The organism is Flavobacteriales bacterium, assembly GCA_016700415.1.
In the GTDB taxonomy this organism is placed as follows: Bacteria; Bacteroidota; Bacteroidia; order Flavobacteriales_F; family PHOS-HE28; genus PHOS-HE28.
Genome location: CP065018.1, coordinates 2,290,585 through 2,314,723, shown reverse-complemented (window position 1 = coordinate 2,314,723; position 24,139 = coordinate 2,290,585). Strand labels below are relative to the sequence as shown.

Annotated in this window: 23 protein-coding genes and 1 pseudogene; 8 read left to right on the top strand and 16 right to left on the bottom strand. The window is 59.6% G+C overall.

Features of this window, described 5'->3' with window-relative positions; genetic code table 11:
- Positions 1–22 precede the first annotated feature (22 nt).
- A complete protein-coding gene (locus IPP95_09685; protein QQS71458.1) occupies positions 23–1,024 on the top strand; it encodes a TraR/DksA family transcriptional regulator in 1,002 nt (333 codons plus the stop codon).
- Between the two features lie 16 nt (positions 1,025–1,040).
- Positions 1,041–1,688, top strand: a complete 648-nt coding sequence (locus IPP95_09680; GenBank protein ID QQS71457.1) for a lipoprotein signal peptidase — start codon at positions 1,041–1,043, stop codon at positions 1,686–1,688.
- A gap of 56 nt (positions 1,689–1,744) precedes the next feature.
- On the opposite strand, the gene IPP95_09675 is transcribed toward IPP95_09680, so the two are convergent.
- Positions 1,745–2,773: an aspartate-semialdehyde dehydrogenase gene (locus tag IPP95_09675; GenBank protein QQS71456.1), complete on the bottom strand. Its 1,029-nt coding sequence runs from the start codon at positions 2,771–2,773 to the stop codon at positions 1,745–1,747.
- 60 nt (positions 2,774–2,833) lie between these two features.
- On the opposite strand from IPP95_09675, the gene IPP95_09670 reads away from it, so the two are divergent.
- Positions 2,834–5,431: a lamin tail domain-containing protein gene (locus tag IPP95_09670; GenBank protein QQS71455.1), complete on the top strand. Its 2,598-nt coding sequence runs from the start codon at positions 2,834–2,836 to the stop codon at positions 5,429–5,431.
- Positions 5,432–5,567: 136 nt separating this feature from the next.
- Here the strand turns inward: IPP95_09670 and nuoF are convergent, their stop codons facing one another.
- From nuoF to IPP95_09595, 15 genes and pseudogenes are all read right to left on the bottom strand, one after another.
- Positions 5,568–6,926, bottom strand: a complete 1,359-nt coding sequence (gene nuoF / locus IPP95_09665) for an NADH-quinone oxidoreductase subunit NuoF (protein QQS71454.1) — start codon at positions 6,924–6,926, stop codon at positions 5,568–5,570.
- A gap of 163 nt (positions 6,927–7,089) precedes the next feature.
- Positions 7,090–7,647 (bottom strand): NADH-quinone oxidoreductase subunit NuoE, encoded by a 558-nt coding sequence (gene nuoE / locus IPP95_09660; GenBank protein QQS71453.1) that lies wholly within the window; start codon positions 7,645–7,647, stop codon positions 7,090–7,092.
- Positions 7,647–8,884 (bottom strand): annotated as a pseudogene (locus IPP95_09655) (NADH-quinone oxidoreductase subunit D). Before IPP95_09655 ends, nuoE begins: the two are co-directional and overlap by 1 nt.
- Entirely contained in the window at positions 8,881–9,288 is a 408-nt protein-coding gene (locus IPP95_09650) for an NADH-quinone oxidoreductase subunit C (GenBank protein QQS74244.1), read from the bottom strand. The pseudogene IPP95_09655 and the gene IPP95_09650 overlap by 4 nt, the downstream one beginning before the upstream one ends.
- A gap of 108 nt (positions 9,289–9,396) precedes the next feature.
- Positions 9,397–9,978: an NADH-quinone oxidoreductase subunit B gene (locus IPP95_09645; GenBank protein ID QQS71452.1), complete on the bottom strand. Its 582-nt coding sequence runs from the start codon at positions 9,976–9,978 to the stop codon at positions 9,397–9,399.
- A 63-nt stretch (positions 9,979–10,041) separates the two neighbouring features.
- Positions 10,042–10,404, bottom strand: coding sequence for an NADH-quinone oxidoreductase subunit A (locus IPP95_09640; protein QQS71451.1), 363 nt, complete (start codon positions 10,402–10,404; stop codon positions 10,042–10,044).
- Positions 10,405–10,515: 111 nt separating this feature from the next.
- Entirely contained in the window at positions 10,516–12,306 is a 1,791-nt protein-coding gene (locus IPP95_09635; GenBank protein QQS71450.1) for a hypothetical protein, read from the bottom strand.
- Positions 12,307–12,342: 36 nt separating this feature from the next.
- Positions 12,343–12,714: a hypothetical protein gene (locus IPP95_09630; protein ID QQS71449.1), complete on the bottom strand. Its 372-nt coding sequence runs from the start codon at positions 12,712–12,714 to the stop codon at positions 12,343–12,345.
- A 166-nt stretch (positions 12,715–12,880) separates the two neighbouring features.
- Positions 12,881–14,224, bottom strand: coding sequence for an acetyl-CoA carboxylase biotin carboxylase subunit (gene accC / locus IPP95_09625; protein QQS71448.1), 1,344 nt, complete (start codon positions 14,222–14,224; stop codon positions 12,881–12,883).
- Positions 14,225–14,368: 144 nt separating this feature from the next.
- Positions 14,369–14,845 carry an acetyl-CoA carboxylase biotin carboxyl carrier protein gene (gene accB / locus IPP95_09620; GenBank protein ID QQS71447.1) on the bottom strand — a complete coding sequence of 159 codons (477 nt, stop codon included), beginning with the start codon at positions 14,843–14,845 and terminating at the stop codon, positions 14,369–14,371.
- A gap of 55 nt (positions 14,846–14,900) precedes the next feature.
- Positions 14,901–15,893 carry a ketoacyl-ACP synthase III gene (locus IPP95_09615; protein QQS71446.1) on the bottom strand — a complete coding sequence of 331 codons (993 nt, stop codon included), beginning with the start codon at positions 15,891–15,893 and terminating at the stop codon, positions 14,901–14,903.
- Positions 15,894–15,939: 46 nt separating this feature from the next.
- Positions 15,940–16,878 (bottom strand): phosphate acyltransferase PlsX, encoded by a 939-nt coding sequence (gene plsX / locus IPP95_09610; GenBank protein QQS71445.1) that lies wholly within the window; start codon positions 16,876–16,878, stop codon positions 15,940–15,942.
- A 30-nt stretch (positions 16,879–16,908) separates the two neighbouring features.
- Positions 16,909–17,100 (bottom strand): 50S ribosomal protein L32, encoded by a 192-nt coding sequence (gene rpmF / locus IPP95_09605; GenBank protein ID QQS71444.1) that lies wholly within the window; start codon positions 17,098–17,100, stop codon positions 16,909–16,911.
- 22 nt (positions 17,101–17,122) lie between these two features.
- Positions 17,123–17,635: a DUF177 domain-containing protein gene (locus IPP95_09600; protein QQS71443.1), complete on the bottom strand. Its 513-nt coding sequence runs from the start codon at positions 17,633–17,635 to the stop codon at positions 17,123–17,125.
- A gap of 157 nt (positions 17,636–17,792) precedes the next feature.
- Positions 17,793–19,049, bottom strand: coding sequence for a tryptophan 7-halogenase (locus IPP95_09595; GenBank protein ID QQS71442.1), 1,257 nt, complete (start codon positions 19,047–19,049; stop codon positions 17,793–17,795).
- 90 nt (positions 19,050–19,139) lie between these two features.
- On the opposite strand from IPP95_09595, the gene IPP95_09590 reads away from it, so the two are divergent.
- From IPP95_09590 to IPP95_09570, 5 genes are all read left to right on the top strand, one after another.
- Positions 19,140–20,690, top strand: coding sequence for an aromatic amino acid lyase (locus tag IPP95_09590; protein QQS71441.1), 1,551 nt, complete (start codon positions 19,140–19,142; stop codon positions 20,688–20,690).
- A 62-nt stretch (positions 20,691–20,752) separates the two neighbouring features.
- Positions 20,753–21,880 carry a WG repeat-containing protein gene (locus IPP95_09585; GenBank protein QQS71440.1) on the top strand — a complete coding sequence of 376 codons (1,128 nt, stop codon included), beginning with the start codon at positions 20,753–20,755 and terminating at the stop codon, positions 21,878–21,880.
- 25 nt (positions 21,881–21,905) lie between these two features.
- Complete coding sequence (fabG, locus tag IPP95_09580) at positions 21,906–22,655, top strand: 3-oxoacyl-ACP reductase FabG (protein QQS71439.1); 750 nt, start codon at positions 21,906–21,908, stop codon at positions 22,653–22,655.
- Between the two features lie 11 nt (positions 22,656–22,666).
- Positions 22,667–23,896 carry a beta-ketoacyl-[acyl-carrier-protein] synthase family protein gene (locus tag IPP95_09575; GenBank protein ID QQS74243.1) on the top strand — a complete coding sequence of 410 codons (1,230 nt, stop codon included), beginning with the start codon at positions 22,667–22,669 and terminating at the stop codon, positions 23,894–23,896.
- Positions 23,889–24,131: an acyl carrier protein gene (locus IPP95_09570; GenBank protein ID QQS71438.1), complete on the top strand. Its 243-nt coding sequence runs from the start codon at positions 23,889–23,891 to the stop codon at positions 24,129–24,131. The genes IPP95_09575 and IPP95_09570 overlap by 8 nt, the downstream gene beginning before the upstream one ends.
- Positions 24,132–24,139 lie beyond the last annotated feature (8 nt).

The following is a 24,139-nucleotide window of genomic DNA, read 5'->3' as shown; positions in this document are numbered from 1 at the left end:
CAAATTCAAAAGGGGTCCTGCAATGGCAACAAAAAAGCCCACTTCCAAGGCAGCTAAAAAGCCAGCCGTCAAAAAGCCCGTGAAAAAGGCGGCCGTGAAAAAAGTTGCGCCAAAGGCCCCAGCGAAGAAACCCGTCGCCAAAAAGGCAGCGGCGAAAAAGACTGCTCCAGCTAAGAAGGCTGCGGTGAAAAAAGCCGCACCAGCGAAGAAAGCAGCCAACGTAAAAACCAAAGCAACCGCCAAGGCGGTGAAGAAAGCTCCGAAGACCGTGAAGAAGACGTCCGTAAAGCCCGCTGCCAAGAAGGTAGCGGCGAAGAAAGCAGCGACCAAGCCGGTGAAGAAAGCCGCCGCTAAGCCGGTAAAGAAAGCCGTGGCCAAGCCAGCCAAGAAAGTAGCAGCCACCAAACCGGTGAAGAAAGCCGCTGCCAAGCAGGTCGCCCCCAAGGCCCCGGCCAAGAAGGTCGTAGCGGCACCCGCCCCCAAAGCAGCACCCCCCAAAGCGGCACCCAAGCCGAAAGCGCGAAAGCGTGCCAAGGCGAAGCCCGAACCCAAAGCACCGGCAAAACCCCTGGTCACCCAAGGTGTGGGGCCGAGCATGCCCCGCGTCACGCCCATGGTGAAGAAGCAGGTGAGCACGCTGGAAGCCGGCGACAAGACCCGATACACGGACCAGGACCTGGAAGAGTTCCGCAGCATCATCAACAACAAGCTGGAGGAAGCCCGCAAGGACTATGACCTGCTGAAACAAACGCTGGCCAACACCGACAACAACGGTACGGAGGACACCAGCCCCTCGTTCAAGATGATCGAGGATGGTAGCGAGACCCTCGGCCGCGAGGAGACCGCTCAGCTGGCCGGTCGTCAAGAGAAGTTCATCAAACACCTGGAGGATGCGCTGCTGCGGATCCGCAACAAGACATACGGCATCTGCCGCGTCACCGGTAAGTTGATCAGCAAAGAGCGCCTGCGTTTGGTCCCCCATGCCACCTTGAGCATCGAGGCCAAGCAGCAAATGAGCAACTGAGGCCCGCCTTCGTTCCGTGAAGCGTCCCATTCTGATCATTCTGGCGGTCCTAGTGGCCGACCAAGCCTTGAAGTTCTGGGTGAAGCTCGGCTTCTTCTTGGGGGAATCCGTCCCGCTTTTCGGGCAAGGGCACACATGGGCCTATCTCCAGTTCGTGGAGAACAAGGGCATGGCCTTCGGGCTGGAGTTCGGTGGTGAGTTCGGCAAGGTGGCCCTTACGCTTTTCCGCATGGTGGCCGTGGTAGGGATCGGCTATCTCTTGTGGAAGGCGGTCAAGGCCAAGCGCGGAACAGGGCTCGTGGTGAGCCTGTCGTTGATCTTCGCCGGTGCCATGGGCAACATCATAGACAGCGCGTTCTACGGGCTGATCTTTGACGCGAGCACACCGTTCCAAAAGGCGGTGCTCTTCCCTATTGAAGGCGGCTACGCTTCCTTCCTGCACGGTGCCGTGGTGGACATGTTCTACTTTCCCTTGGCCCATGGCCATTTCCCGCATTGGCTGCCCATTTGGGGCGGTGAGGAGTACGAGTTCTTCCGGCCGGTGTTCAACATCGCAGACGCTGCCATCAGCGTGGGCGTGGTGATGTTGATCCTCGTACAGAACTCCGAGGAACGCCGGATGCGCAAGGCGGAGAAGCCGGGGGCTTCCGGGTCGATTAGCTGATGTGGCGATTAGCTGATGGCCGCTCCGAGCACCTCCATCAGCTAATCAGCTAATCCTTAGCATCGGCTGATCTTCTCTGCTTTCTTAAAAACTCCGTTCGCCACCAGCATCTCTGCTATCTGCACCGCATTCGTGGACGCACCTTTCCGCAGGTTGTCCGCCACCACCCACATGTTCAACGTGTTGGGCTGGCTTTCATCGCGGCGTAACCGTCCCACGAAAACGGAGTCTTTCCCTTTGGCGTGAAGTGGCATTGGGTAGGCATCCATGTCGGGGTTGTCCACCAACTCTATGCCTTGGGCATCGCTCAACAACTGGCGCACCTCGGCGATGTCGAAGTCGTTCGCGAACTGCACGTTCACCGCCTCGCTGTGGCCACCGGTAACGGGAACACGCACTGCGGTGGCTGTAACGCGGATCGCAGGGTCAAGGATCTTCTTCGTCTCCCACGTCAGCTTCATCTCCTCCTTAGTATAGCCGTTGTCCAGGAACTCGTCGCAACGCGCCAGCACATTGCCGTTGATGGGGTAGGGATACGCCCGTTCGCCTTCCCGCCCGTTGCGTTCATCCTCCAATTGCTGCACGGCTTTCATGCCGGTTCCGGTGACGCTCTGGTAGGTGCTCACCACCACGCGCTCCACGGTGTATCGGGCGTGCAGGGGGGCCAAGGCCATTACGAGCTGGATGGTGCTGCAATTGGGATTAGCGATAATGCCGCCCTTGGAAAAGTCCGCTGAAGCGAGCAGTTTGCCATTGATCTCCGGAACGACCAACAGCTTGTTTTCATCCATCCGCCAAGCACTGCTGTTGTCGATCACGATCGTTCCCGCCTCGGCGAACTTCGGTGCCCATTCCAATGAGGTGCCGCCACCGGCGGAGAACAGGGCCAGATCAGGCTTGACTTTCACCGCTTCGGCCATGCCGATCACGGATATCTCCTTACCCTTGAATTGCACGGTTTTCCCGACACTGCCTGTGGAAGCTACCGGAAGGAGCAGGTCAACTTGACCCGCCAAACGCTCCTCCAGCACCTGCAGCATCACACCGCCTACCATGCCGGTGGCTCCCACTACCGCGACCTTCATTTCCCCTGTTTCTTTGTCAGCTTACAAAACTACTACCTTTCCTTCCTTTACTTGGTCCACATGTCCCTCCTGATCCGAACTTGGCAGCCCTTGGCGGCCGCATTCCTCATCGGCCTTTCCGCACAGGCCCAGTTCACCGACGATCTCAGCGACGGGAACTTCACCGCGAACCCGGCTTGGAGCGGCGATGACGCGCTGTTCACCGTTGATGCCGGGCAGCTGCGCTCGAATACAGGCCCCCTTCCGTTGGCGGCCTCCTACTACCTGAGCACACCTTCCACGCTGGCTGCGAACGCACAATGGGAGTTTTTTGTGAACCTGAAATTCTCGACCTCCGGAGCGAATTATGTGGACGTGTACCTGATGAGCGACGTGCAAAGTTTGGCCACGCCCGCGAACGGATATTTCGTACGCATCGGTGAGACTGCCGACCATGTGGTGCTGAACAAGATGAGCGGGGGAACCGCCAGTTTGTTGGTCGCCAGCCCGGACGGCATCGTGAACAGCAGCACGGACAATCCGTTCCGCATCAAGGTAACGCGCGACCCGGCGGACCAATGGACTTTGTTCTACGACGATGGCAACATGGGCACCTACGTGAACGCCGGTGCGGCAACGGATGCGAGCATCACCACCAGCTCCTATTTCGGCGTTCGTATCGTGCAGAGCACAGCAGCAACCGCGGTGAACAACCACTTTTTTGACGACTTCACCGCAGGTCCCATCATTCTTGACACCACAGCGCCCGCCATCGTTTCCGCAACAGTGACGGACGACCAGCATGTGGACCTGCTCTTCAATGAGCCGGTGGAACAGACTTCCGCCGAGAACACCAATAACTACGTCTTGATCCCTTTCAACAGTATCGCTGCGGCGTCGAGGGATGCATCCAACCTTGCTCTGGTGCATCTCACTCTTACATCAGCGATGCAGAACGGTACCACGAACACCCTCACTGTGAACGGCGTGGAGGACCTTTCGGGAAATGCCATCGCGAACGGTACCGTGAACTTCACTTACTCCATGACCACGCCCGCCATGCCCGGTGATGTGATCATGAACGAGTTGATGCCGGACCCGGATCCTGCGGTGGGCCTTCCGAACGCGGAGTTCGTGGAGCTATTCAATACCACCACCGACCAGACCTTCGATCTTACAGGCTGGAAGATCACCGATGGCAGTTCCGTCGGCACCTTACCTGCCGTGCAGATCACACCGGGCGGCTTCGTTATCCTGACCAGCACATCCAATGCGGCATTGTTCACAGGCTTCGGAACGGTGGTCGGCGTACCGTCCTTCCCTTCGTTGAACAATGACGGCGACGCAATGGAGCTTTGGGATGCCAGCAATGTCACGATCGATGCGGTCACCTATTCCTCCACCTGGTACAATGACCCGGCAAAGAGCAGTGGTGGATGGTCGTTGGAACGGATCGACCCGTTCACGCCTTGCTCAAGTGTGAGCAATTGGACAGCCTCCACGGCATCTGCCGGAGGTACACCTGGCGTGCAGAACAGTGTGTTCGCGATCTTGACCGACACCGTTCCCCCGACACTTTCACAGGTATACGTGATCGACAGCGTCACCGTTGAACTGCTCTTCAGCGAGACGATGGATGCCGCATCCTTGCTGTCGGGCTCATACGTGATCGACCCAGCTATCGACATCATCAATGTGGCCGTGATCGCGCCGGACCGGGTGCGCCTCACCTTGGCCACGGAGCTGGTGGAAGGCCAGTTACAAACGATCACCATTACCGGGGTGAGTGACTGCCCAGGCAACGCGATCGGCACTGGTAACACAGCGACATTCGCGTTGCCGGAACCGATCATGGCCGGCGATGTGGTGATCAACGAGCTCCTGTACGACCCGCGCGGCAGCGGCAGCGACTTTGTGGAGCTGTACAACCGCTCGCAGAAGGTGGTGAGTTTGGCCGGGCTGCAATTGTCCAATATCAATGCGGACCAGCGTTTGATCACGGCGGATGCGTACCTGCTGATGCCCGGGCAATATGTGGCCATCGCGTCCAACACGGCCGATGTGCTGGCCAATTATCCCTTGGGCCATGCCGACCGGATGTTGCAAATGGCTCTGCCAACCTTCAACAACGGCAGTGGAAGGGTCGTTTTTCTAGGAGCTTCAGGCGATACCCTCGACCTCTTCAACTACAGCGACGACCTCCAGTTCGCCCTGCTGAAAAGCGTGGACGGGGTGAGCTTGGAACGCGTTGACCCGGACCGGCCCACCAGCGATAACAGCAACTGGCACAGCGCGGCAGAGGATGTGAATTTCGCCACGCCGGGCTATAAAAATTCACAGTATGCCCCGGCGCCGGAGGCACGGGGTAAGATCACCATCGACCCCGCCATCTTCTCTCCGGACAATGACGGATACCAGGACATGCTCACCATCGCCTACCAGTTCGATGAGCCGGGTTTCGTAGGCACCATGAAAGTCTTCGATCTCGCAGGCCGCGAAGTGCGCACGCTGATGGACAACGAGCTATTGGGCACCAGTGGAGCGGTCTCCTGGGACGGCATGATGGACGGCAACGACCTCGCGCGCATCGGCCCGTACATCATTTACATGGAGGCGTACGACTTGGCCGGCAACGTGGAGAAGTTCAGGAAGTCCGTGGTGCTGGCGCACAGGCTCTGAGTTTTTACCGCGACTACGCGGCAAAGAGGTTGTCAGTTGTTCGTTGTCAGTTGTCCGGCTGCAATGCAGAGTTCAGGAAAGGAGCGTTTCGTCGCGGCAAGCCTGACAACCGACAACTGACAACTAAACACGGGGCTCAGCCAGCGTACGACCGCTCCACCCGCTTCATCGGCTCCTTCTCGAAATGCTTCGGGTCCTTCACCTTGGTGGGGTGCGTGGCGTGGTATTCGAACTCGTCGCGGAAATGGCGGATGGCAGCGGCCACGGGCCATGCCGCCGCATCACCGAAGGGGCAGATGGTGTTGCCTTCGATGCGCCGCTGCACATCCCACAGCAGATCGATGTCGTCGGTGCGGGCGAGGCCGTGCTCGAAGCGGTAGAGGATCTTCTCCATCCAGCCGGTTCCTTCGCGGCAGGGACTGCACTGGCCACAGCTTTCGTGATGGTAGAAACGTGAGTGGTTCCAAGTGCTGCGCACGATGCACGCCGTGTCGTTGAAGACGTAGAAGCCGCCTGATCCGAGCATGCTGCCGGTTTGGAAACCGCCGTCGCCGAGACTCTCGTAGGTCATCAGGCGCGTCTCGAACTTCGCTGTGCGGAAGAGCAGTTCAGCAGGCAGAATGGGTACGGAGCTACCGCCGGGGATGCAGGCTTTCAAGGGCCTTCCACCGCTGATGCCACCGCAGTATTCATCGCTGTTGAGGAATTCCTCCACCGGAACGCCGAGCTCGATCTCATAAACGCCGGGCTTGTTCACGTGGCCGCCCGCGCTGATGAGCTTGGTGCCGGTGCTTTTGCCGACGCCGATCTTGGCGTACTCCTCGCCGCCGTCGTTCACGATGGGCACCACCGCGCAGATCGTCTCCACGTTGTTCACCACCGTGGGCCTGCCCCAAACGCCTTTCACGGCCGGGAACGGCGGCTTGATGCGCGGGTTGCCACGCTTGCCTTCGAGACTTTCCAGCAGGGCTGTTTCCTCTCCGCAGATGTATGCGCCAGCACCCATATGGACGTGGACGTCGAGGTCGAAGCCGCTGCCGAGGATGTTCTTGCCTAACCAGCCGGCCGCGTAAGCCTCGGCGATGGCCTGCTCAAGGATCCGCGCGACGAAGAAGTACTCGCCGCGGATATAGATGTAACAGGTGTTCGCGCCCATGGCGAAGCAGCTCGGGATGATCCCCTCTATCAGCAGGTGGGGGATGCGCTCCATCAGGTAGCGGTCCTTGAACGTGCCGGGCTCGCTCTCGTCGGCGTTCACCACCAAGTGGCGGGGCACGCCTTCGGGCTTTGCCAGGAAGCTCCACTTCAGGCCTGCGGGAAAGCCAGCGCCGCCACGACCGCGAAGGCCGCTCTTCTTCACTTCCTCCAACACCTCCTCCGGTGTCATGGACTTCAACGCCTTCTCCACGCTGCGGTACCCGCCGTTGGCTCGATAGGCCTCCAGTCCGCGGATCCCCGGTTTGTCGATGTGCTCTAAGAGAAGTTTGCGGGACATCAGAGGATAGATTTTTTCACCACAGAGGCACAGAGAAACAGAGGAATGCGAATTGGTGATCGGAGTTTCTGGTACAGGGTATCTGGTACAGGGTGCTGAGTACTGCTGACACCCACTGCCGACTGCCGCTGCCGACTGCCCACTGCAAACAACTGACAACTGGTCATCGGTCCGTGTAGTTGTTCCGTTTCGGCTCCGCACGGAGTTTCTCAATGAGCTCATCGACCTTTTCCGGCGTGAGGTGCTCATGGTATTTAGCCCCGCACTGCAACATGGGCGCGGTGCCGCAGCTGCCGAGGCACTCCGCTGTTTTCAGGGTGAAGAGCCCGTCCTCCGTGGTGCCGCCCGGTTTGATGTCAAGGCGTTTTTCGATGTGTGCGATAACGTCGTCGCTTCCCCGCAACATGCAGGGCACGGTGTGGCAGACCTCCAGCACGTGCTTACCCACGGGGCGCAGGTTGAACATGCTGTAGAAGGTGGCCACTTCGTAGACTTCGATGTATTGGATCTTCAGCAGGTCGGCCACGGCGTCCATGGCGGGCACGCTGAGCCAGCCATCATTTTCCGCCTGCGCGATGTGCAGGATGGGGATCAGCGCGCTCTTGCTGTGCTCGGCCGGGTATCGGCCAAGGATGGTGCGGCATTCCGCAAGGGCCTCCTCGCTGAAGGTGAAAGGCGCGACGCCTTCGGTGGCGGTGTGTGGTCTGTTGGCGTGTTCCATCAGGCGTCGAGTTCCCCCGCGATCACGTTCATGCTGCTCATAGTGAGAATGGCATCGCTGAGCATCCCGCCCTTGATGATCTCCGGGAATGCTTGGTAATAGATGAAGCAGGGGCGGCGGAAGTGGACCCTGAACGGGTTGCGGCCGCCGTCGCTGACGATGTAGAAGCCGAGCTCGCCGTTGCCGCCTTCCACGCAGTGGTACACCTCGCCGACGGGCACTTCCACCTCGCCCATGACGATCTTGAAGTGGTAGATCAGCGCCTCCATGTCGTTGTACACCTCCTGCTTCGGCGGCAGCACCCAGTCGGGAACGTCGGCGTGGTAGGTGGTCTTGTCGGCGATCTTGTCCAGCTTCTCCAGCGCTTGGCGGATAATGGAAATGCTCTGGCGCATCTCCTCCTGGCGCACGGTGAAGCGGTCGTAGACATCGCCGCTCTTCCCAACGGGGATCTTGAAATCGAAGTCCTCGTAGCTGCTGTAAGGATCGGCCACGCGCACATCGTAGTCCACGCCGCAGGCCCGCAGGTTGGGACCGGTGAAGCCGTACTGTAGCGCGCGGTCCGCCGGGAAGGGGCCGCAGTTGATGGTGCGGTCCATAAAGATGCGGTTGCGCACCAGCAGCTGGTCGAATTCGTCCAGCGCTGCGGGCAGCTCTTTGATGATGGCGCGGGTACGCTCCCAGGCGAGGTCGCTAAAATTTCGCTCGAAACCGCCGATGCGGCCCATGTTCGTGGTGAGCCGTGCACCGCAGATCTCCTCAAAGATCTCATGATCCGCTCGCGCCACTGGTAATAGTAGAGGAATGGTGTGGTGGCACCGGCGTCCTGGCTGATGATGGTGTTGCAGACAATATGGTCGGTGATCCGCGACAGTTCCATCACGATCACGCGCATGTACTCCACGCGCTTGGGCAGGTCGATGCCGAGCAGCTTCTCCACCGCCATGTGCCAACCCATGTTGTTGATGGGCGAACTGCAGTAGTTCATCCGGTCGGTGAGCGTAGTGATCTGGTTGAACGGGCGGCGCTCCGCGATCTTCTCAAACGCCCGGTGGATGTAGCCGATGGTCTGCTCGGTATCGAGGATGATCTCCCCGTCCATGGTGAGCACGTTCTGGAAGATGCCGTGCGTGGCAGGGTGCGTTGGGCCGAGGTTGAGCGTGGTCAGCTCGTTCAAGCCGCCGCCCTCCACGTGGTCTTCCTTCCAAAGGTCCGGTCGTGCCGTGGTCTCGCTCATCGTCCGAAGAAGGTATCGTTCTTGTCCTCGCGTGTGGGGTCTTCCAGCGGATAGTCCTTGCGCATGGGGAAGGCCGGGAAGTCATCCATGTTGAGGATGCGTTTCATGTTCGGGTGGCCGCTGAAGTGGATCCCGAAGAAGTCGTAGGTCTCGCGTTCCATCCAGTTCGCCGTGGGCCACAGGTCGGTCGCGGTGGGCAGGGTGGCCTCCTTCAGCGAGACGAACGTCTTGACGCGGATGCGGTGCCCGTTGCGCATGCTGTGCAGGAAGTACACCGTGCCCAGCTCCAGTTCCAGGCCGGGGAAGTGCATACCGCACATGGAAGTGAGGAAATTGAAGTCGAGCTCGTCGCGCAGGAAGGCCAGTACGTCGTGGATCTTCTCTTTCGGCACCACGTAGCACATGGTGTCGTAGAGGCGTTCATGTGTGACCGCGTCCGCGCCGAACCGCTCGAGGAGCCGGTCCGTGGTGAGCTGGTCACGTTCTGCTTTGATGGTGAATGCTGGCACGGCTCAGTCGATCTTGTACTTGGTGAGCAGATCCTCGTATTCCTTGCTGTAACGGCGGCGGAGGCTTTCGTTCTGGGCGAGTTCCTGGATCTTCAGGATGCCATCGATCACCTGCTCCGGGCGGGGTGGGCAACCGGGGATGTAGACATCAACGGGGATCACACGGTCGATGCCTTGCAGCACGCTGTAGCTGTCGAAAATGCCGCCGCTGCTGGCGCACGCGCCCATGCTGAGCACCCACTTCGGCTCGGCCATCTGGGTATACACCTCGCGCAGCACGGGGGCCATCTTCTTCGCGATCGTTCCCATCACCATCAGCAGGTCGCTCTGGCGCGGGCTGAAGCTGAGGCGCTCCATGCCGAAGCGGCTGAGGTCGTAGTGCGAGCTCATGGTGCTCATGAACTCGATGCCGCAACAGCTCGTGGCAAAGGGCAGGGGCCAGAGGCTGTTCTTGCGGGCCATGCCGATCGCCTTGTCCATGCTGGTGGCGAAAAAGCCCGTGCCGGTGTGGCCGGGAGGCGGCTCCACGAAGGTGGGCTTCTCCCGTGCCGGGGCTTTTTCCAGTTCGTCTTTTTTATCGCTCATTGTTGTTGCGCCTTCATGGTCGTTTGGGCGATGCCGTCGCACGGGGCGATGCATGCGTCGCCCCTACTCCCATTTTAGGGCGCCTTTCTTGATCACATAGAAAAATCCCGCCAATACGAAGCCGATGAACACCAGCATCTCCGCGAAGCCGAACCAGCCGAGCGCCTTGAAGTTCACCGCCCACGGATAGAGGAAGATGATCTCCACGTCGAAAAGCACGAAGAGGATGGCGATAAGGAAGTACTTCACCGAGAAGGGTGCGCGGGCATTGCCCTTCTGCTCGATCCCGCACTCGAAGCTCTCGTCCTTGTGCTTGCCGCTCCGCTTGGGGCCGAACCACGCGGCGGCGCTGAGGGCGAAGACCACAAAGCCTGCGGCGATGATGAACTGGATGATCACCGGGAGGTAGTCGTGCGGGGTGCTCATGGGGTCCTTTGAAATTCCGTGCGAACCTACGGGTGCGCGGCGATCCGTGCAAAGGTAAAGGTCAGGGCTTGGTTTCTTGGATGGCGCTTTGGCAAGTCGTGATCCGTCTCTTTATTTCCGCTCCCAAACTTCCACCTTCAGGTCGTCCACGCGCCACGGCCCGCCGTGCTCGTTCCATACATACACCTTCAGGTTGTCCTTGGGGGAGCGCACTTCCGGAGTGAGGTAGTCCATCGTCATCTGCACCCACGCGTTCCGGATGCCCGGCGGGATCTTCCACTCTCCGGTGCGGTACTGATAGGTCTCCCCCTCGTGGTGGAAGGTCATCACCATCACCGGCGGCGGTGCCGAGGGGAGGCTGTCGCCCACCCACAACCGGGCGGATGCGCGCAACCAAGCATGGTCTTGCCCGGTGAGTTCGGAGAAGGCCGCGTCGGGTCCCGGCGTCCAAGGCACTTCCGGTGTGAAATGGAAGCTGCTGTCGGGCCGGTCGTCGAAGGTGTAATGGCAGAGCTCGTGCCCGGTGTAGCGCGCCTCATCGGTGAAGTGCTCTTCGGAAGACGCACTGCGTTCCACCATCAACAGGGCGTGCGCTCCGTTCGGCACGCCCGTACGGCCGAAGATCGCCCCGTAGTAAGCCTTGGTGATGCGGTCCTTCGGCAGAATGCCCCGCTTCCATTGCCATGTTTGGAAGAGGTTCAGCAGCACCAACAGGCCGATGGCGATACCCGCAGGCCAACGCAAGCTTTTCCGGTGAAAGATCGCTTGCAGGCAGATCCCCAGCGGAATGGCAAGCACCACGTAGACCGGCACCAGCGAACGCGAACTGAAGGAGCCGCCGGCGTACCACCAGCAGCTCCATGCAGAGATCACCCACAGGTCTACGAGCAGGAAGAGGAGCACGGCCCAGAATGCTTCCCGCCGCTTCCGCCACAGGAGCGGGATGCCCAACAAGGAGAGCCCCATCAATGGCGTGTACAGCAGCCATCCCTTGCGGAAATTGAAGAGGAAGTCCATGATGTATGGGGGGAAGAAGTCGAAGCCCTCGCCGGGGTTCACGTAGGAGTAAAAGATCCAGTCACCGGTAACGGCGTGCCAATAGAACAGCTGCGGGGAAGCTGCCACTATGAACGCCAACGCCGCGATCGCTACTTGGCCGAAGTGCTTTTTCAGCAGACCCCACTTTTGTTCCCATCCGTTCGGGCCCGTGGGAAGCCATAGCAGCGGGATCAGCAGGCACACCCCTTCGGAAGGGCGCACGAGTGTGATCAAACCGGCCATTGCACCGAGGAGCAAGGCCGTTCGGACCCTGGGCCGGTCGTGCCATTCAACGGTCGCCCAAAGGAGCAGGCCGTAGAGCAGAAAGAGCGGTGTGTGCGTCAGCAGCGTCCCGTCCCACACGGTCAGTTGCAGGTAATTCGTGCCAAGGACGATCAATGCGATCAGCACTGCGGTCCATCCATCGCTGAAGAAATGGAGCAGCACCTTCCGCAGGACGGACAGCCCCAGAAGCGCATAGAGCAGGCAGCCGAACGCGATGATGAACTGGTACGGCAGGGAGAAGCCATCGGCCGGATAGCCGAGCAACGGTGCGGACAAATGAGCGATGAGGAAGAACGGGGCATAGAGCACCGCCATGCCGGCGCTGTACTTGATCACGCGCTTGCCATCGGGAGCGTCCACGAGCTGGTAAAACGTGGAGGACGGCTCATAGTGCGTCATCACATCGTCCAACCAAGTGTGGTCTTGCAACGCAATATCGTGGTGGATGAAGGTGGCCGGCAGATAGAGGTAGTAGCCGAAGACGTCCCAAGTGAGCGCCTTTTGCGGTGGCGCGGAAATGCGCAATGTCAGCAACGCCGTGCTACAAAGCAGGACAGTGAGCAGGGAGCGCTTGTGCATGCCACACGTTGTTCAGGCGGCCTCTACACCGGGGGGTCAATGATCCACGTTTTCCGAGGACATGATGCTGTCCACCACGTAGACGGAATGACCGCGCCAGGGCAATGCGCCCAAGTACTCCTTGTAATGCAACGTGAACTGGTCGCCGCTGCGTGCCATCAGCTCGTTGGCGATGCCCTTGTCCGCCACGGAGAATTCGAACTCGTATGAATTCAGGGACGCGCCCTGCGCACGGAGACCGGTCTGGATGAGCTTCCCCTCATACGTCTTGAACAGGATGCCTTTATGCACCACGTAGTTGAGCTGCCCGGCCTTGGCACCTTCGCCGAACACCCAGAAATAGCGGAACCAACCGGCTATCAAAAGGACCAGGAACAAAACCAAGAGGACCTTCGTGTACCACTTCATAATAGATCAAGTTGCGTCCAAGATAGGAGGTTGAATGGAACGCAGATGGCGCTGAAAGGGCGGATCTACGCAGATCGTTCTGATGAGGGATCTGAATGGGTGGTCCCGGCGGAGGCCGCCTAACAACTGATCCCGGGTCAACACCCGGGGCAGGCGAACAACTAACTCAAGGCTTCTTCAGTTCAAAATCCTCCAAGAACTTCGTGGTGTACTCCCCTGCGCGGAACTTTTCGTTCTGCAATAGCTGTAGGTGGAAGGGAATGCTGGTATGCACGCCTTCGATCACGTATTCGCTCAGTGCGCGCTCCATCTTGGCCAAGGCTTCCTCACGGGTCTGCGCGCTGACGATCAGCTTGCCGATCATGCTGTCGTAGTTCGGCGGGATGGTATAGCCGGCGTAAACGTGCGTGTCGATGCGCACGCCGTGGCCGCCGGGGCTGTGGTAGCTCAGGATCTTGCCGGGACTGGGGCGGAAATCGTTGAACGGGTCCTCCGCGTTGATGCGGCACTGGATGCTGTGGCGCGTGGGCTCGTAGTTGAGGCCGCTGATGGGGATGCCCGACGCGATCTTGATCTGCTCGCGCACCAGGTCGAAGTCGATGACCTCCTCGGTGATCGTATGTTCCACCTGGATCCGCGTGTTCATCTCCATGAAGTAGAAGTTCCGGTCCTTGTCCACGAGGAACTCCACCGTGCCCACGCCTTCATAATTCACGCTGGCCGCGGCCTTGATGGCGGCCTCGCCCATCTTCTTCCGCAGCGTCTTGGTCATGAAGGGACTGGGCGTCTCTTCCACGAGTTTCTGGTGGCGGCGCTGGATGCTGCAATCGCGCTCGCTCATGTGGCAGTACGTGCCGTACTGGTCGCCTGCGATCTGGATCTCGATGTGGCGCGGCTCCAGCACGTACTTCTCCATGTACATGCCCGAATTACCGAACGCGGCACCGGCTTCTTGGCTCGCCTTTTCGAACGCCTCCTCGAACTCCTCTTCCTTCCACACCAAGCGCATGCCTTTGCCACCGCCCCCGGCCGTGGCTTTCAAGATCACCGGATAGCCGATCTTCTTCGCCTCTTTCTTCGCTACATCGAGGTCCGTCACCAATCCTTCAGTGCCGGGCACGCAGGGCACGCCTGCGGCGATCATGGTGCTCTTGGCCGTGGCTTTGTCGCCCATGGCCTCGATCTGCTCCGGCAGCGCACCAATGAACTTGATGCCGTGCTCCTGACAGATGCGGCTGAACTTGGCGTTCTCGCTGAGGAAGCCGTAGCCGGGGTGGATGGCGTCCGCGTTGGTGATCTCCGCCGCAGCGATGATCCGGCTCATGTTCAAATAGCTGTCCTTGCTGGGCGGCGGGCCGATGCAAACGGCCTCGTCGGCGAAGCGTACGTGCAGGCTTTCCCGGTCGGCGGTGCTGTACACGGCCACCGTCTTGATGCCCATTTCGCGGGCGGTGCGGATCACGCGAAGGGCGATCTCGCCGCGGTTGGCTATGAGGATCTTCTTGAACATGACAGCTCAGGGATTCACCGCAACGACGCAACGACGCAACGGTAACGCAACGTTTGGTGTGGGGTGAAGAGGTCTCATTGTGTCCGGCATTCCGCCCGTCGTAGCGACTTCGTTGTGTCGCCGCGTCGTTGCGGTCAACTGCATTTATGAGGGATCCACCAAGAACAACGGCTGATCGTATTCCACCGGCTTGGCATCGTCCACCAGCACCTTCACGATCTTGCCGCTTACCTCGCTCTCGATCTCGTTGAAGAGCTTCATGGCCTCGATGATGCAGATGGTCTTGCCCGGCTTGACCTCGTCGCCCACGTTCACGAAGATGGGCTTGCCCGGGCCGGCAGCGCGGTAGAACGTGCCGATCATCGGGGATTTGATGGTGATGTACTTGGCGTCGGCCTCCGGGGCGGCCACTGGTGCGGCAGCCGGAGCAGGTGCTGCAGGTGCCGGCGCGGCCGCCATTTGCGGAGGGGGTGCGGCGTATTGAGGCTGTGCGATCACCTGCACCTCCTTTTTACTGGCCGTTTTGATGGTGATCTTGAAGTCCTTCTGCTCGATCTCCACCTCGCTGACGCCGCTTTTGGCGACGAACTTGATCAGGTCCTGGATCTGGGTGATGGTCATGGGTTCTATGGAATCGGTTTGGGCCACGGAGGGCCAAGGTAGAAAAGTCAACGGCTCAGCCGCCGTATGCCCATTTGAGATAGATGGCACCCCAGGTGAAGCCGCCGCCGAACGCGGAGAGGATCAGGTTGTCGCCCTTCTTCAAGCGGTCCTCCCATTCCCACAGGCACAAGGGGATGGTCCCGGAAGTGGTGTTGCCGTACTTCTCGATGTTCAGCATGACTTTGTTCTCGTCCAGGCCCATGCGGTGCGCGGTCGCGTCGATGATGCGTTTGTTGGCTTGGTGCGGCACTAACCAGGCCACGTCGTCGCTGGTAAGCTGGTTCCGCTCCATGATCTCCGCGCTTACCCCGGCCATGTTGGTCACGGCGAACTTGAACACCGCCTTGCCCTCTTGGAATACGAAATGCTCTTTTGCTTCCACGGTCCGGATGCTTGCCGGGCGCATGGATCCGCCGGCCTTCTGATGCAGGTACTGGCAGCCGCTTCCGTCCGACCGCAGGATGCTGTCCACAACGCCGAAGCCCTCATTGTTCGGCTCAAGCAACACTGCACCGCCGCCGTCCCCGAAAATGATGCAGGTGGACCGGTCGGTATAATCGATAATGCTGCTCATCTTGTCCGCGCCCACCACCACGACCTTCTTGTACTTGCCGGTCTCGATGAACTGCGCGCCGGTCACTAGGCCAAAAAGGAAGCCCGAGCACGCCGCATTGAGGTCGAAGCTCCAGGCGTTCTTGGCGCCGACCTTATCACATACGATGTTCGCCGAGGCGGGGAACTGCATGTCCGGCGTCACCGTGCAACAGATCAAAAGATCGATCTCCATAGGGTCAATGCCACGCTTAGTGCAAAGACCCTTCACGGCCTCCACGGCCATTACGCTCATTCCTTGGTCCTTGCCCTTCAGTATCCTTCGCTCCTTGATGCCGGTCCGCTCGGTGATCCATGCGTCATTGGTGTCCACCATGGTCTCCAGGACCGCATTGCTCAATACGAAATCGGGAACGTAGCCTTGAACGGCGGTGATGGCAGCGGTTGTCTTCATGGTCTAGTTGCCAGCTTCGAACGGTTCGCCTGGGGGCGCAAGGTGGTCACTGGAACGCTTCCCTGATGCGTTCGTGCAATCTGCTCTCCACCACCTCACAGGTGAATAACAGCATGTTCTTGATGGTCTCCGCGTTACTGATGCCGTGGCCGATGATCACGCTCCCGTTGACCCCCAACACCGGCGTACCACCGTAGTTCTGGTAATCAAAGCGTTCCAGGAAGGGATCGTTGCCGCCCCGGTTCTTCACCAGGTCGTGGAAGCCTTCAACTGCCTTCAGCACGATGTTGCCCGTGAAACCATCGCACACCACCACGTCCGCCTTGTCATGGAACAGGTCGCGCCCCTCCACGTTGCCGACGAAGTTGAAGCGGTCCGTTCCCTTCATCAGGGCATGGGCGGCCAGCGTGAGGGCATTGCCCTTTTTTTCCTCCTCCCCGATGCTCAACAGGGCCACTTTCGGGGCGTTGATATGGTAGACGTGCTTCGCGAAGAGGGAGCCGAGCAGGCCGAACTGAAAGAGCACCTCCGGTTTGCAATCGGCATTGGCACCCACATCCACCATCACGCCGAAACTGCCGTCGGCCTTGGGCAGGATGCTGGTGATGCAGGGGCGGAGCACGCCGGGAATGGGCTTCAGCACCAGCACGCTGCCTACCAGCATGGCGCCGGTGTTCCCCGTGCTGGCGAAGGCGTCCAACTTGCCTTCCTGCAACAGTTTGAATCCTAAGGCTATGCTGCTTTCCGGCTTGGCGGGCAAGGCCTTGGTGGCATTGTCGCTCATGGTGATGTCGTCCCTGCTGGGCACGATATCGAAGCCGGCGGGGTCGGCTTGTTCCGCACGAAGGCCCTCTTGGATGGCTGTTTCATCACCGATAAGCACTAAGCGCACCCCGTCCGGCAGCTCCTTGGCTGCCAGCACACAGGCACGCACGGGAACGACCGGACCGTGGTCGCTCCCCATGATGTCCACTCCTATCCTCATGCGAGGTTGCGGGGACGTCACGGTATAAGGTTACTCTTCGGCTGACTTGGTGCTCACCACTTTGCCGCGGTACATCAGGTCGTCGCCGACCTTGTAGGCGCGGTGGCGCAGGTGCGTTTCACCGGTGGTGCTGCAGGTGCTCAACGTGGGCGTGCCCGCTGCCTGGTGCGTACGGCGCTTGGCGGTGCGGGTCTTCGAATGTCGACGTTTCGGATTTGGCATGGTCTAGGGGAATGGAATGCGTTCAAGCGCTCTTTTTCTTGAGGTCTTTCAGCACGGCCCAGCGCGGGTCTGGCACGGACTCGTGTATTTGTACTTTTTCCAAGGCGCCTTCCACCTCAGGGTCGCATTGCCCGGCAGGGTGGACATGGCGGATGGGCAGGTGCAGGCTGATGCACTCGAAGATGTAGTGCGTCAGGTTGATCTCGTGGGCGCTCGGGTCGATGCTCACCAGCTCGCCGTCATCGGTCTCGTCCTCGCCCGTGAGCTTGAAGATCTGGCGCTGGTCGCCGTTGATCGGCTGCTGCATCGGCGCGTTGCAATGGTCACACAGCATGTCGATATGGCCGTCCACGTGGATCAGCGTCACCAGCAGGTGGCTGCTCTTCTCCAAGGTCACATGTACTGCCGCCTCACCGCCGAGGAATTCCTCCACGCCCGTGGCCGTGAAGAAATCCGGGCCCAGCACGAAGTCATATTCGTGCGTGCCGTCGTTCAGGCCACTGAAGAGTATGGTATGTTCGGACAATGCTTCCATAGGCGGAAAGGAGCCTCCTTTTTCCGGAAAGGACCGGCAAATGTAAGGAGATCCGGGATCCGCCCGGCAAAGTAGGGCGGAAGCTGGGCGCTGGATGGCCGCCTGCGAACGGTCACCCTGCGCTGATCTCCTTTATTTTCGGGGCCTCCCGGCAATTTTAGGCTTCTGGCCCCTCCGCCGACGAAGTCGCCTTTTCCATGTCGATCAAATGGGCCAGGTTCTTCACGATCCGGTCATGCTTGGTAACGAACGGATTGGTTCGGTCCCATACATAACCGGCCAGCACGGCGCAGATCTGCCTTTTCACCTCCGGATTCTCCGGCCGGTGGAAGAACAGCTTTTGCAGGTTCCCGGTGTACCACTCCTGTACGTAGGTCTTGAAGACGGAAACCCCGTCCTTGATGTACTGGGCGTACTCGACCTCCCAATCCACGGCCTCACCCTGCATTTCCCGATGGATGAGGCGGGCCGCCAATAGCGAGGATTCCGTGGCAAACGCCACGCCGGAGGAAAAGATGGGGTCCAGGAAGGCGGCGCTGTTGCCCGCGAGCACAAAGCCCTTCCCGTAAAGCTTGGTCATTCCGTGGGAATAGCTCTTCGCCTCGTAAGGTCCCTCGATGAACTCCAGTCCCTGATAGCGGTCGCGGAACATTTCGGAATGGCCCAGGAGCTCCGCCATTCGGGCTGCAGGGCTTCCCTTCATCGCGTCCATCCGTGCCGCAAGCCCTACGAAGCCCACGCTGCTGACCCCGTTGGAGAAGGGGATCGACCACATCCACGTGTCGTCGTCGAAAATGTCAAAACTGATCAGGCGCGGGTTCGGGTCCGAATCGCGCCGCACGTCCTGCACATGGCCGAAGATGGAGGTGTGCTGTTCGATGCCAGCCGGGGCGTCCAGCCCGAGCGCGTGGCCCACCATCCGGGCGTTGCCGCTGCAATCGAGGATGCGCCCCGCCTTGATGACGGAGATGGTACCGCTCTCATCCTTCAGCGTGACCGTGGAGGAGCCGTCGGCATCGAAGACCACCTCGACCACCTCCTGGCCGAAATCAACGGGAACGCCCCGGCTGGCCACCTCGTCGATCAAGACCTTGTCGAACTCCGCACGCGGCACCTGCCACGTCCAGTCCCATCCCTTGCTGTGTTTCTGGCTGAAGTCGAACAGGCACACCACCCCGTCCCGGACAAAGCGGGCCCCTGTCTTCACCTCGAAGCCACGGGCCTCCAAACAAGGTAGCAGGCCGGTGGCCTCGAAATGCTCCATGGACCGCGGCAATAGGCTTTCCCCGATGACATACCGCGGGAAGTGGCGTTTTTCCACTACATGGGTGCGCACATTGTTGGCATGCAGATAGGCAGCTGCGACGGAACCGGCCGGGCCCGCCCCGATGATCAATACGTCCGTGTCTTTCATGGCTTTTGCTTCAGGTTGTTAATTTACATTTGCCTCCTTCTTTGGTCCCCGGGCATATTTGCATTCCTTGCTCCGGACCACCATACATCAATGATCGAACTTAACGGGAATTTGGGAACGCATGACTTTCAAAAGGTCATCGTAGAGGGGGGATCCGTGCAAATATCGGCAGCGGTACTGACACGGGTGCGGATCAGTTTCGAGTTTTTATCCGCCTTTGCGGAGAACAAGGTGATCTACGGGGTCAACACGGGTTTCGGCCCCATGGCGCAGTACCGCATCCCGGAGGACAGGAAGACCGAGCTGCAGTACAATTTGATCCGCAGCCATTGCACGGGAGCGGGGGAGATGATCTCCTTACAGGCGGTGAGGGCGGCCATGCTGGCCCGCTTGAACACCTTGTGCCTGGGGCGTTCCGGGGTGCATGTCTCCGTGGTGGAACTGTTGGCGCGGATGATCAATGAAGGGGTCACGCCCGTGGTGTACGCGCACGGTGGCGTGGGTGCCAGTGGCGATCTGGTGCAATTGGCGCATATCGCGTTGGCGCTGATCGGCGAGGGGGAAGTGACCTACAAGGGTGAGCGGCGGCCGACGCAAGAGGTCTTCGCGGAGCTTGGGCTGAAGCCCATCTCGGTGATGCTGAGGGAGGGATTGGCGCTGATGAACGGCACCTCGGTGATGACCGGTATCGGCATGCTCAACGTGTTCCACGCCCGGCAGCTGGTCCATTGGATGATCAAGGCCTCCTCCGCGATCAATGAGATCGTGGAGGCATATGACGACCATCTTTCCAAAGGCTTGAACGAAAGCAAGCGGCATGCGGGCCAGCGGTTGGTGGCGGCACTGATGCGCGAGCACTTGGCGGACAGTAAATTGGTGAGGAAGCGTGAGCACCATCTGTACGTGCCGCAAGGCGACCTGACGGTTTTTCCGGAAAAGGTGCAGGAATACTATTCCCTCCGTTGCGTGCCGCAGATCCTGGGGCCGGTGCTGGACACATTGCAATGGACCGAGCGCATTCTGGAGGAGGAGGTCAATTCCGCCAATGACAACCCCATTGTGGACCCGGATGAAAAACAGGTGTGGCACGGTGGCAACTTCCATGGCGATTATGTATCGCTGGAAATGGACAAGCTGCGAATCGCCGTCACCAAGCTCAGCATGCTTTCCGAACGCCAGCTGAACTACCTGATGAACCCGGGCCTCAATCAGGTCCTCGCACCCTTCGTGAACTTGGGCGAGCTGGGCGTGAACTTCGGGCTTCAGGGCGCACAGTTCACCGCCACCAGCACCACGGCTGAAAATCAGGCGTTGGCCACCCCGCTTTCCACGCACAGCATCCCTTGCAACAACGACAACCAGGACATTGTGAGCATGGGCACCAATTCAGCATTGGCCACCCAACGGGTCATCGGGAATTCCATGGAGGTGCTCGCCATCGAGCTCATGAGCATCGTCCAAGCGATCGATCAATTGAAGCTCCGGGACAAGGTCTCTTCTGCAACGGGCAGGATGTATGACGAGGTACGCAAGGTCTTCGCCCCCGTGGTCCAGGACCGGGTGTTGCAGCCGGACATTCAAGCGGTGAAGGAGCTGGTCCTGCGGTCGCCCATACCCTCCCTTGCCGCCGCCTCAGCATAGTGCTGCGGTGCCACTTCCATCAAGATCACTATTTTTACTCGCACCAATCCCTCCATTGCACCATGAAATTATCAATGACGCCACTGCTTCTGCTCCTGATGTGCGGAAGCCTCCAAGCGCAGGAACTCGCACGCGTTAGGCAGAACGACCTGTGGGGCTATATCGATCATTCCGGCAACCAAGTGATCAAGCCCCAGTTCGAGAAGTGCGGCGATTTCACAAATGGCACGGCAGCAGTGCTGAGGGGCGACCTGTGGGGCTTCGTCGACGGGACGGGGAACTGGTTGATCCAGCCGAGGTACAAACGCGTCAAAGGATTTGATTCCGGCTATGCCATGGTGCTCGACGGCGACACCTGGAAATACGTCGACAAGGCCGACAAGACCCTCCCCGTGCCACCTGCGGAAAAGTACTATGACTTCCAGGAAGGAGTCGCGCTCTACAAAACGGGCGACAAAGTGGGCATGCTGGGAACGGATGGCAAGCCGATCATCGAGCCCACGTACCAGGAGATCAAGGACTTCCACAATGGACAGGCCAAGTTCGAGCAGAACGGCAAATGGGGCATGTTGGACAAGCAGGGGAAGGTGACCATCCCCGCCGAGTACGACAAACTGTCCAGCTATGATCCCAAGGGCATGGTCGCGACAAGGGGCGAAACGAACGGGCTCCTGGTGAAAGGCGAGTTCAAGCCCTTGCCCGGCGTGGACAAGATCTGGGAATTCCATGATGGTTCGGACCTCACTTACGCCATGAAGGGGGATAGTTGGGGCTTCATCAATACCAAGGGCGAATGGGTGATCCAGCCGCAATGGAAGAAGGTGCGCGCCTTCAACAAGGGCCTGGCCCCGGTATCGAGCGGTGACCTTTGGGGCTATATCAACATGGAGGGTAAACTGGTGATCCCTTTCAATTATGCGGACGCCGAGGTGTTCGGCGACAACGGGCTGGCCCCTGTGAAGGTGAATAAATTGTGGGGCTTCATCAACACCTCAGGGGTAATGGTGCTTCCTGCGGAGTATGTGATCAGTGTCGGTGCCACGCTCAACTTCAAGTCCATGCTGGCGGACAAGGGCTTCATCGATGGTGTCGCCCGTGTGCGTAAGGGCAAGGATTGGGGCTACATCAATGAGAAGGGGGAACCCATCGGCGGGCACTGGTACCAGAACGCGGAGGTGTTCAGCAAGTGAGCTCCCCGTACTTGATCGACAAGATATGAGCGAAGGTCCAAAGACGAAGTATGCGCTGGTCACCGGCGGATCGCGCGGCATCGGCCGTGCGATCTGCAAGCAGCTGGCGGCCGACCACGGATTCGCCATACTGGTGAATTACCGGTCCGGCAAGGACGCCGCCGAGGAGGTGTTGAAACAGCTCATCGCTGACGGGGGCCAAGGGGAGACCATTTACTTCGACGTGGCCGATGCTGAACAGGTCAACGCGGCCTTGAACGCCTGGCGTGAAGCACACCCTGACGCTGTGATCGAGGTGGTGGTGAACAATGCGGGCGTGACCAAGGACAACCTCTTCGTGTGGATGAAGCCGGAGGAATGGAGCACCGTGCTGGACACCAGCCTGAACGGCTTTTTCAACGTGACCAGTGCGCTCATACAGGACATGATCGTGCGTCGCTCCGGCCGCATCATCAACATGGCCTCCGTGTCCGGTGTGAAAGGAACGCCCGGCCAGGTCAATTATTCAGCAGCAAAAGGAGCGGTGGTGGCAGCTACCAAAGCGCTCGCCCAGGAAGTGGCCAAGCGCAACATCACCGTGAACGCCGTGGCGCCCGGCTTCATCACCACGGACATGACCAAGGACCTGGACGAGGCCAACCTGAAAAAACTCGTGCCGGCCAACCGCTTCGGTACTGCGGAGGAAGTGGCGCACTTGGTGTCCTTCCTCGCTTCGCCCAAGGCCTCATACATCACCGGTGAGGTCATCAACATCAACGGCGGTATCTATTCGTGATGGCACAGGGCATGCACAGGGTAGTGATCACCGGCATGGGTATCTGGTCCTGCATCGGTAAGGACCTTGCGGAGGTGAAGGAGTCCTTGATGGCCGGGCGCTCGGGCATTGTCCGCGACGCAGCCCGGGAGGACTACGGCTACCGATCGTGCCTCACCGGCATGGTGGATGAGCCGGACCTGAAGCCGTTTCTTTCGCGCAGGCAGCGGGTGAGCATGGGCGAGGAGACCGCATACGCCTTCATGAGCACCCAGGAGGCCTTGGCCAATGCCCGGATCGATCAGGAATATCTGGACCGCAATGAGGTCGGCATCCTGTTCGGGAACGACAGCACGGCGAAGTCGGTGATCGAATCGTGGGATAAGGTGAGGGAAAAGAAGGATACAAGCCTTGTGGGATCGGGGGCCATCTTCAAGGCCATGAACTCCACGGTGACCATGAACCTCAGCACCATATACAGGCTCAGGGGCATCAACAGCACCATCTCGGCCGCATGCGCCAGTGGCTCCCATGCGCTGGGCATGGCCTACCTGTTGATCAAGAACGGCCTCCAGAAAATGGTGATCGCCGGGGGCGCGCAGGAGGTGAACGAGTTCGCCATGGGCAGCTTTGACGGTCTTGGCGTGTTCTCGGTGAACGATAAGGACCCCGCCAAGGCCTGTAGGCCCTTCGACCGAGACCGCGATGGGCTGATCCCCAGTGGAGGTGCCGCGACCCTGATACTCGAAAGCTATGAGTCCGCCATGGAGAGGGGCGCGCCCATATTGGCCGAACTGGTGGGTTACGGCTTCTCTTCCAATGGCGACCACATCTCAACCCCCAATGCGGAGGGTCCTGCGCGGGCCATGCGCATGGCCCTGGAACAGGCGGGCATGGACCCCGCACAGGTGGATTATATCAATGCCCACGCCACCTCCACCCCCCTTGGTGACGCCAATGAGGCCAAGGCCATCTTCAGCATCTTCGGCGACAAGGGGCCGCTCGTGAGTTCCACCAAGAGCATGACCGGCCATGAATGCTGGATGGCCGGGGCCAGCGAAGTAGTGTACTCCCTGCTGATGATGCAGCATTCCTTCGTGGCACCCAACATCAATTTGGAGCATACCGACGAGGATTCGGAAAGGCTGCGCTTGGTGCGATCAACCATATTAAAGGACATCGACGTAATTTTGTCCAATTCCTTTGGCTTCGGTGGCACAAATTCCGCCTTGGTATTGAAAGGGATGCACGCGCATGGATAAGGCAGAAATAGCGAAGAACGTAGACAAATTCCTGATCGAGGAGTTCGAGGTGGAGCCGGGCCAGTTGAAGCCCGATGCGGACCTGAGGGAGACGTTGGAGCTGGACAGTCTGGACCTGGTCGATCTTGTGGTCGCCGTGGAGGACAGTTTCGGCGTGAAGCTCGTGGGCGAGGACTTCGTGGGGGTGAAGACCCTGCAGGATCTCTATGGGCTGATCGAAAGAAAATTGGCCTAAGGGCCGTG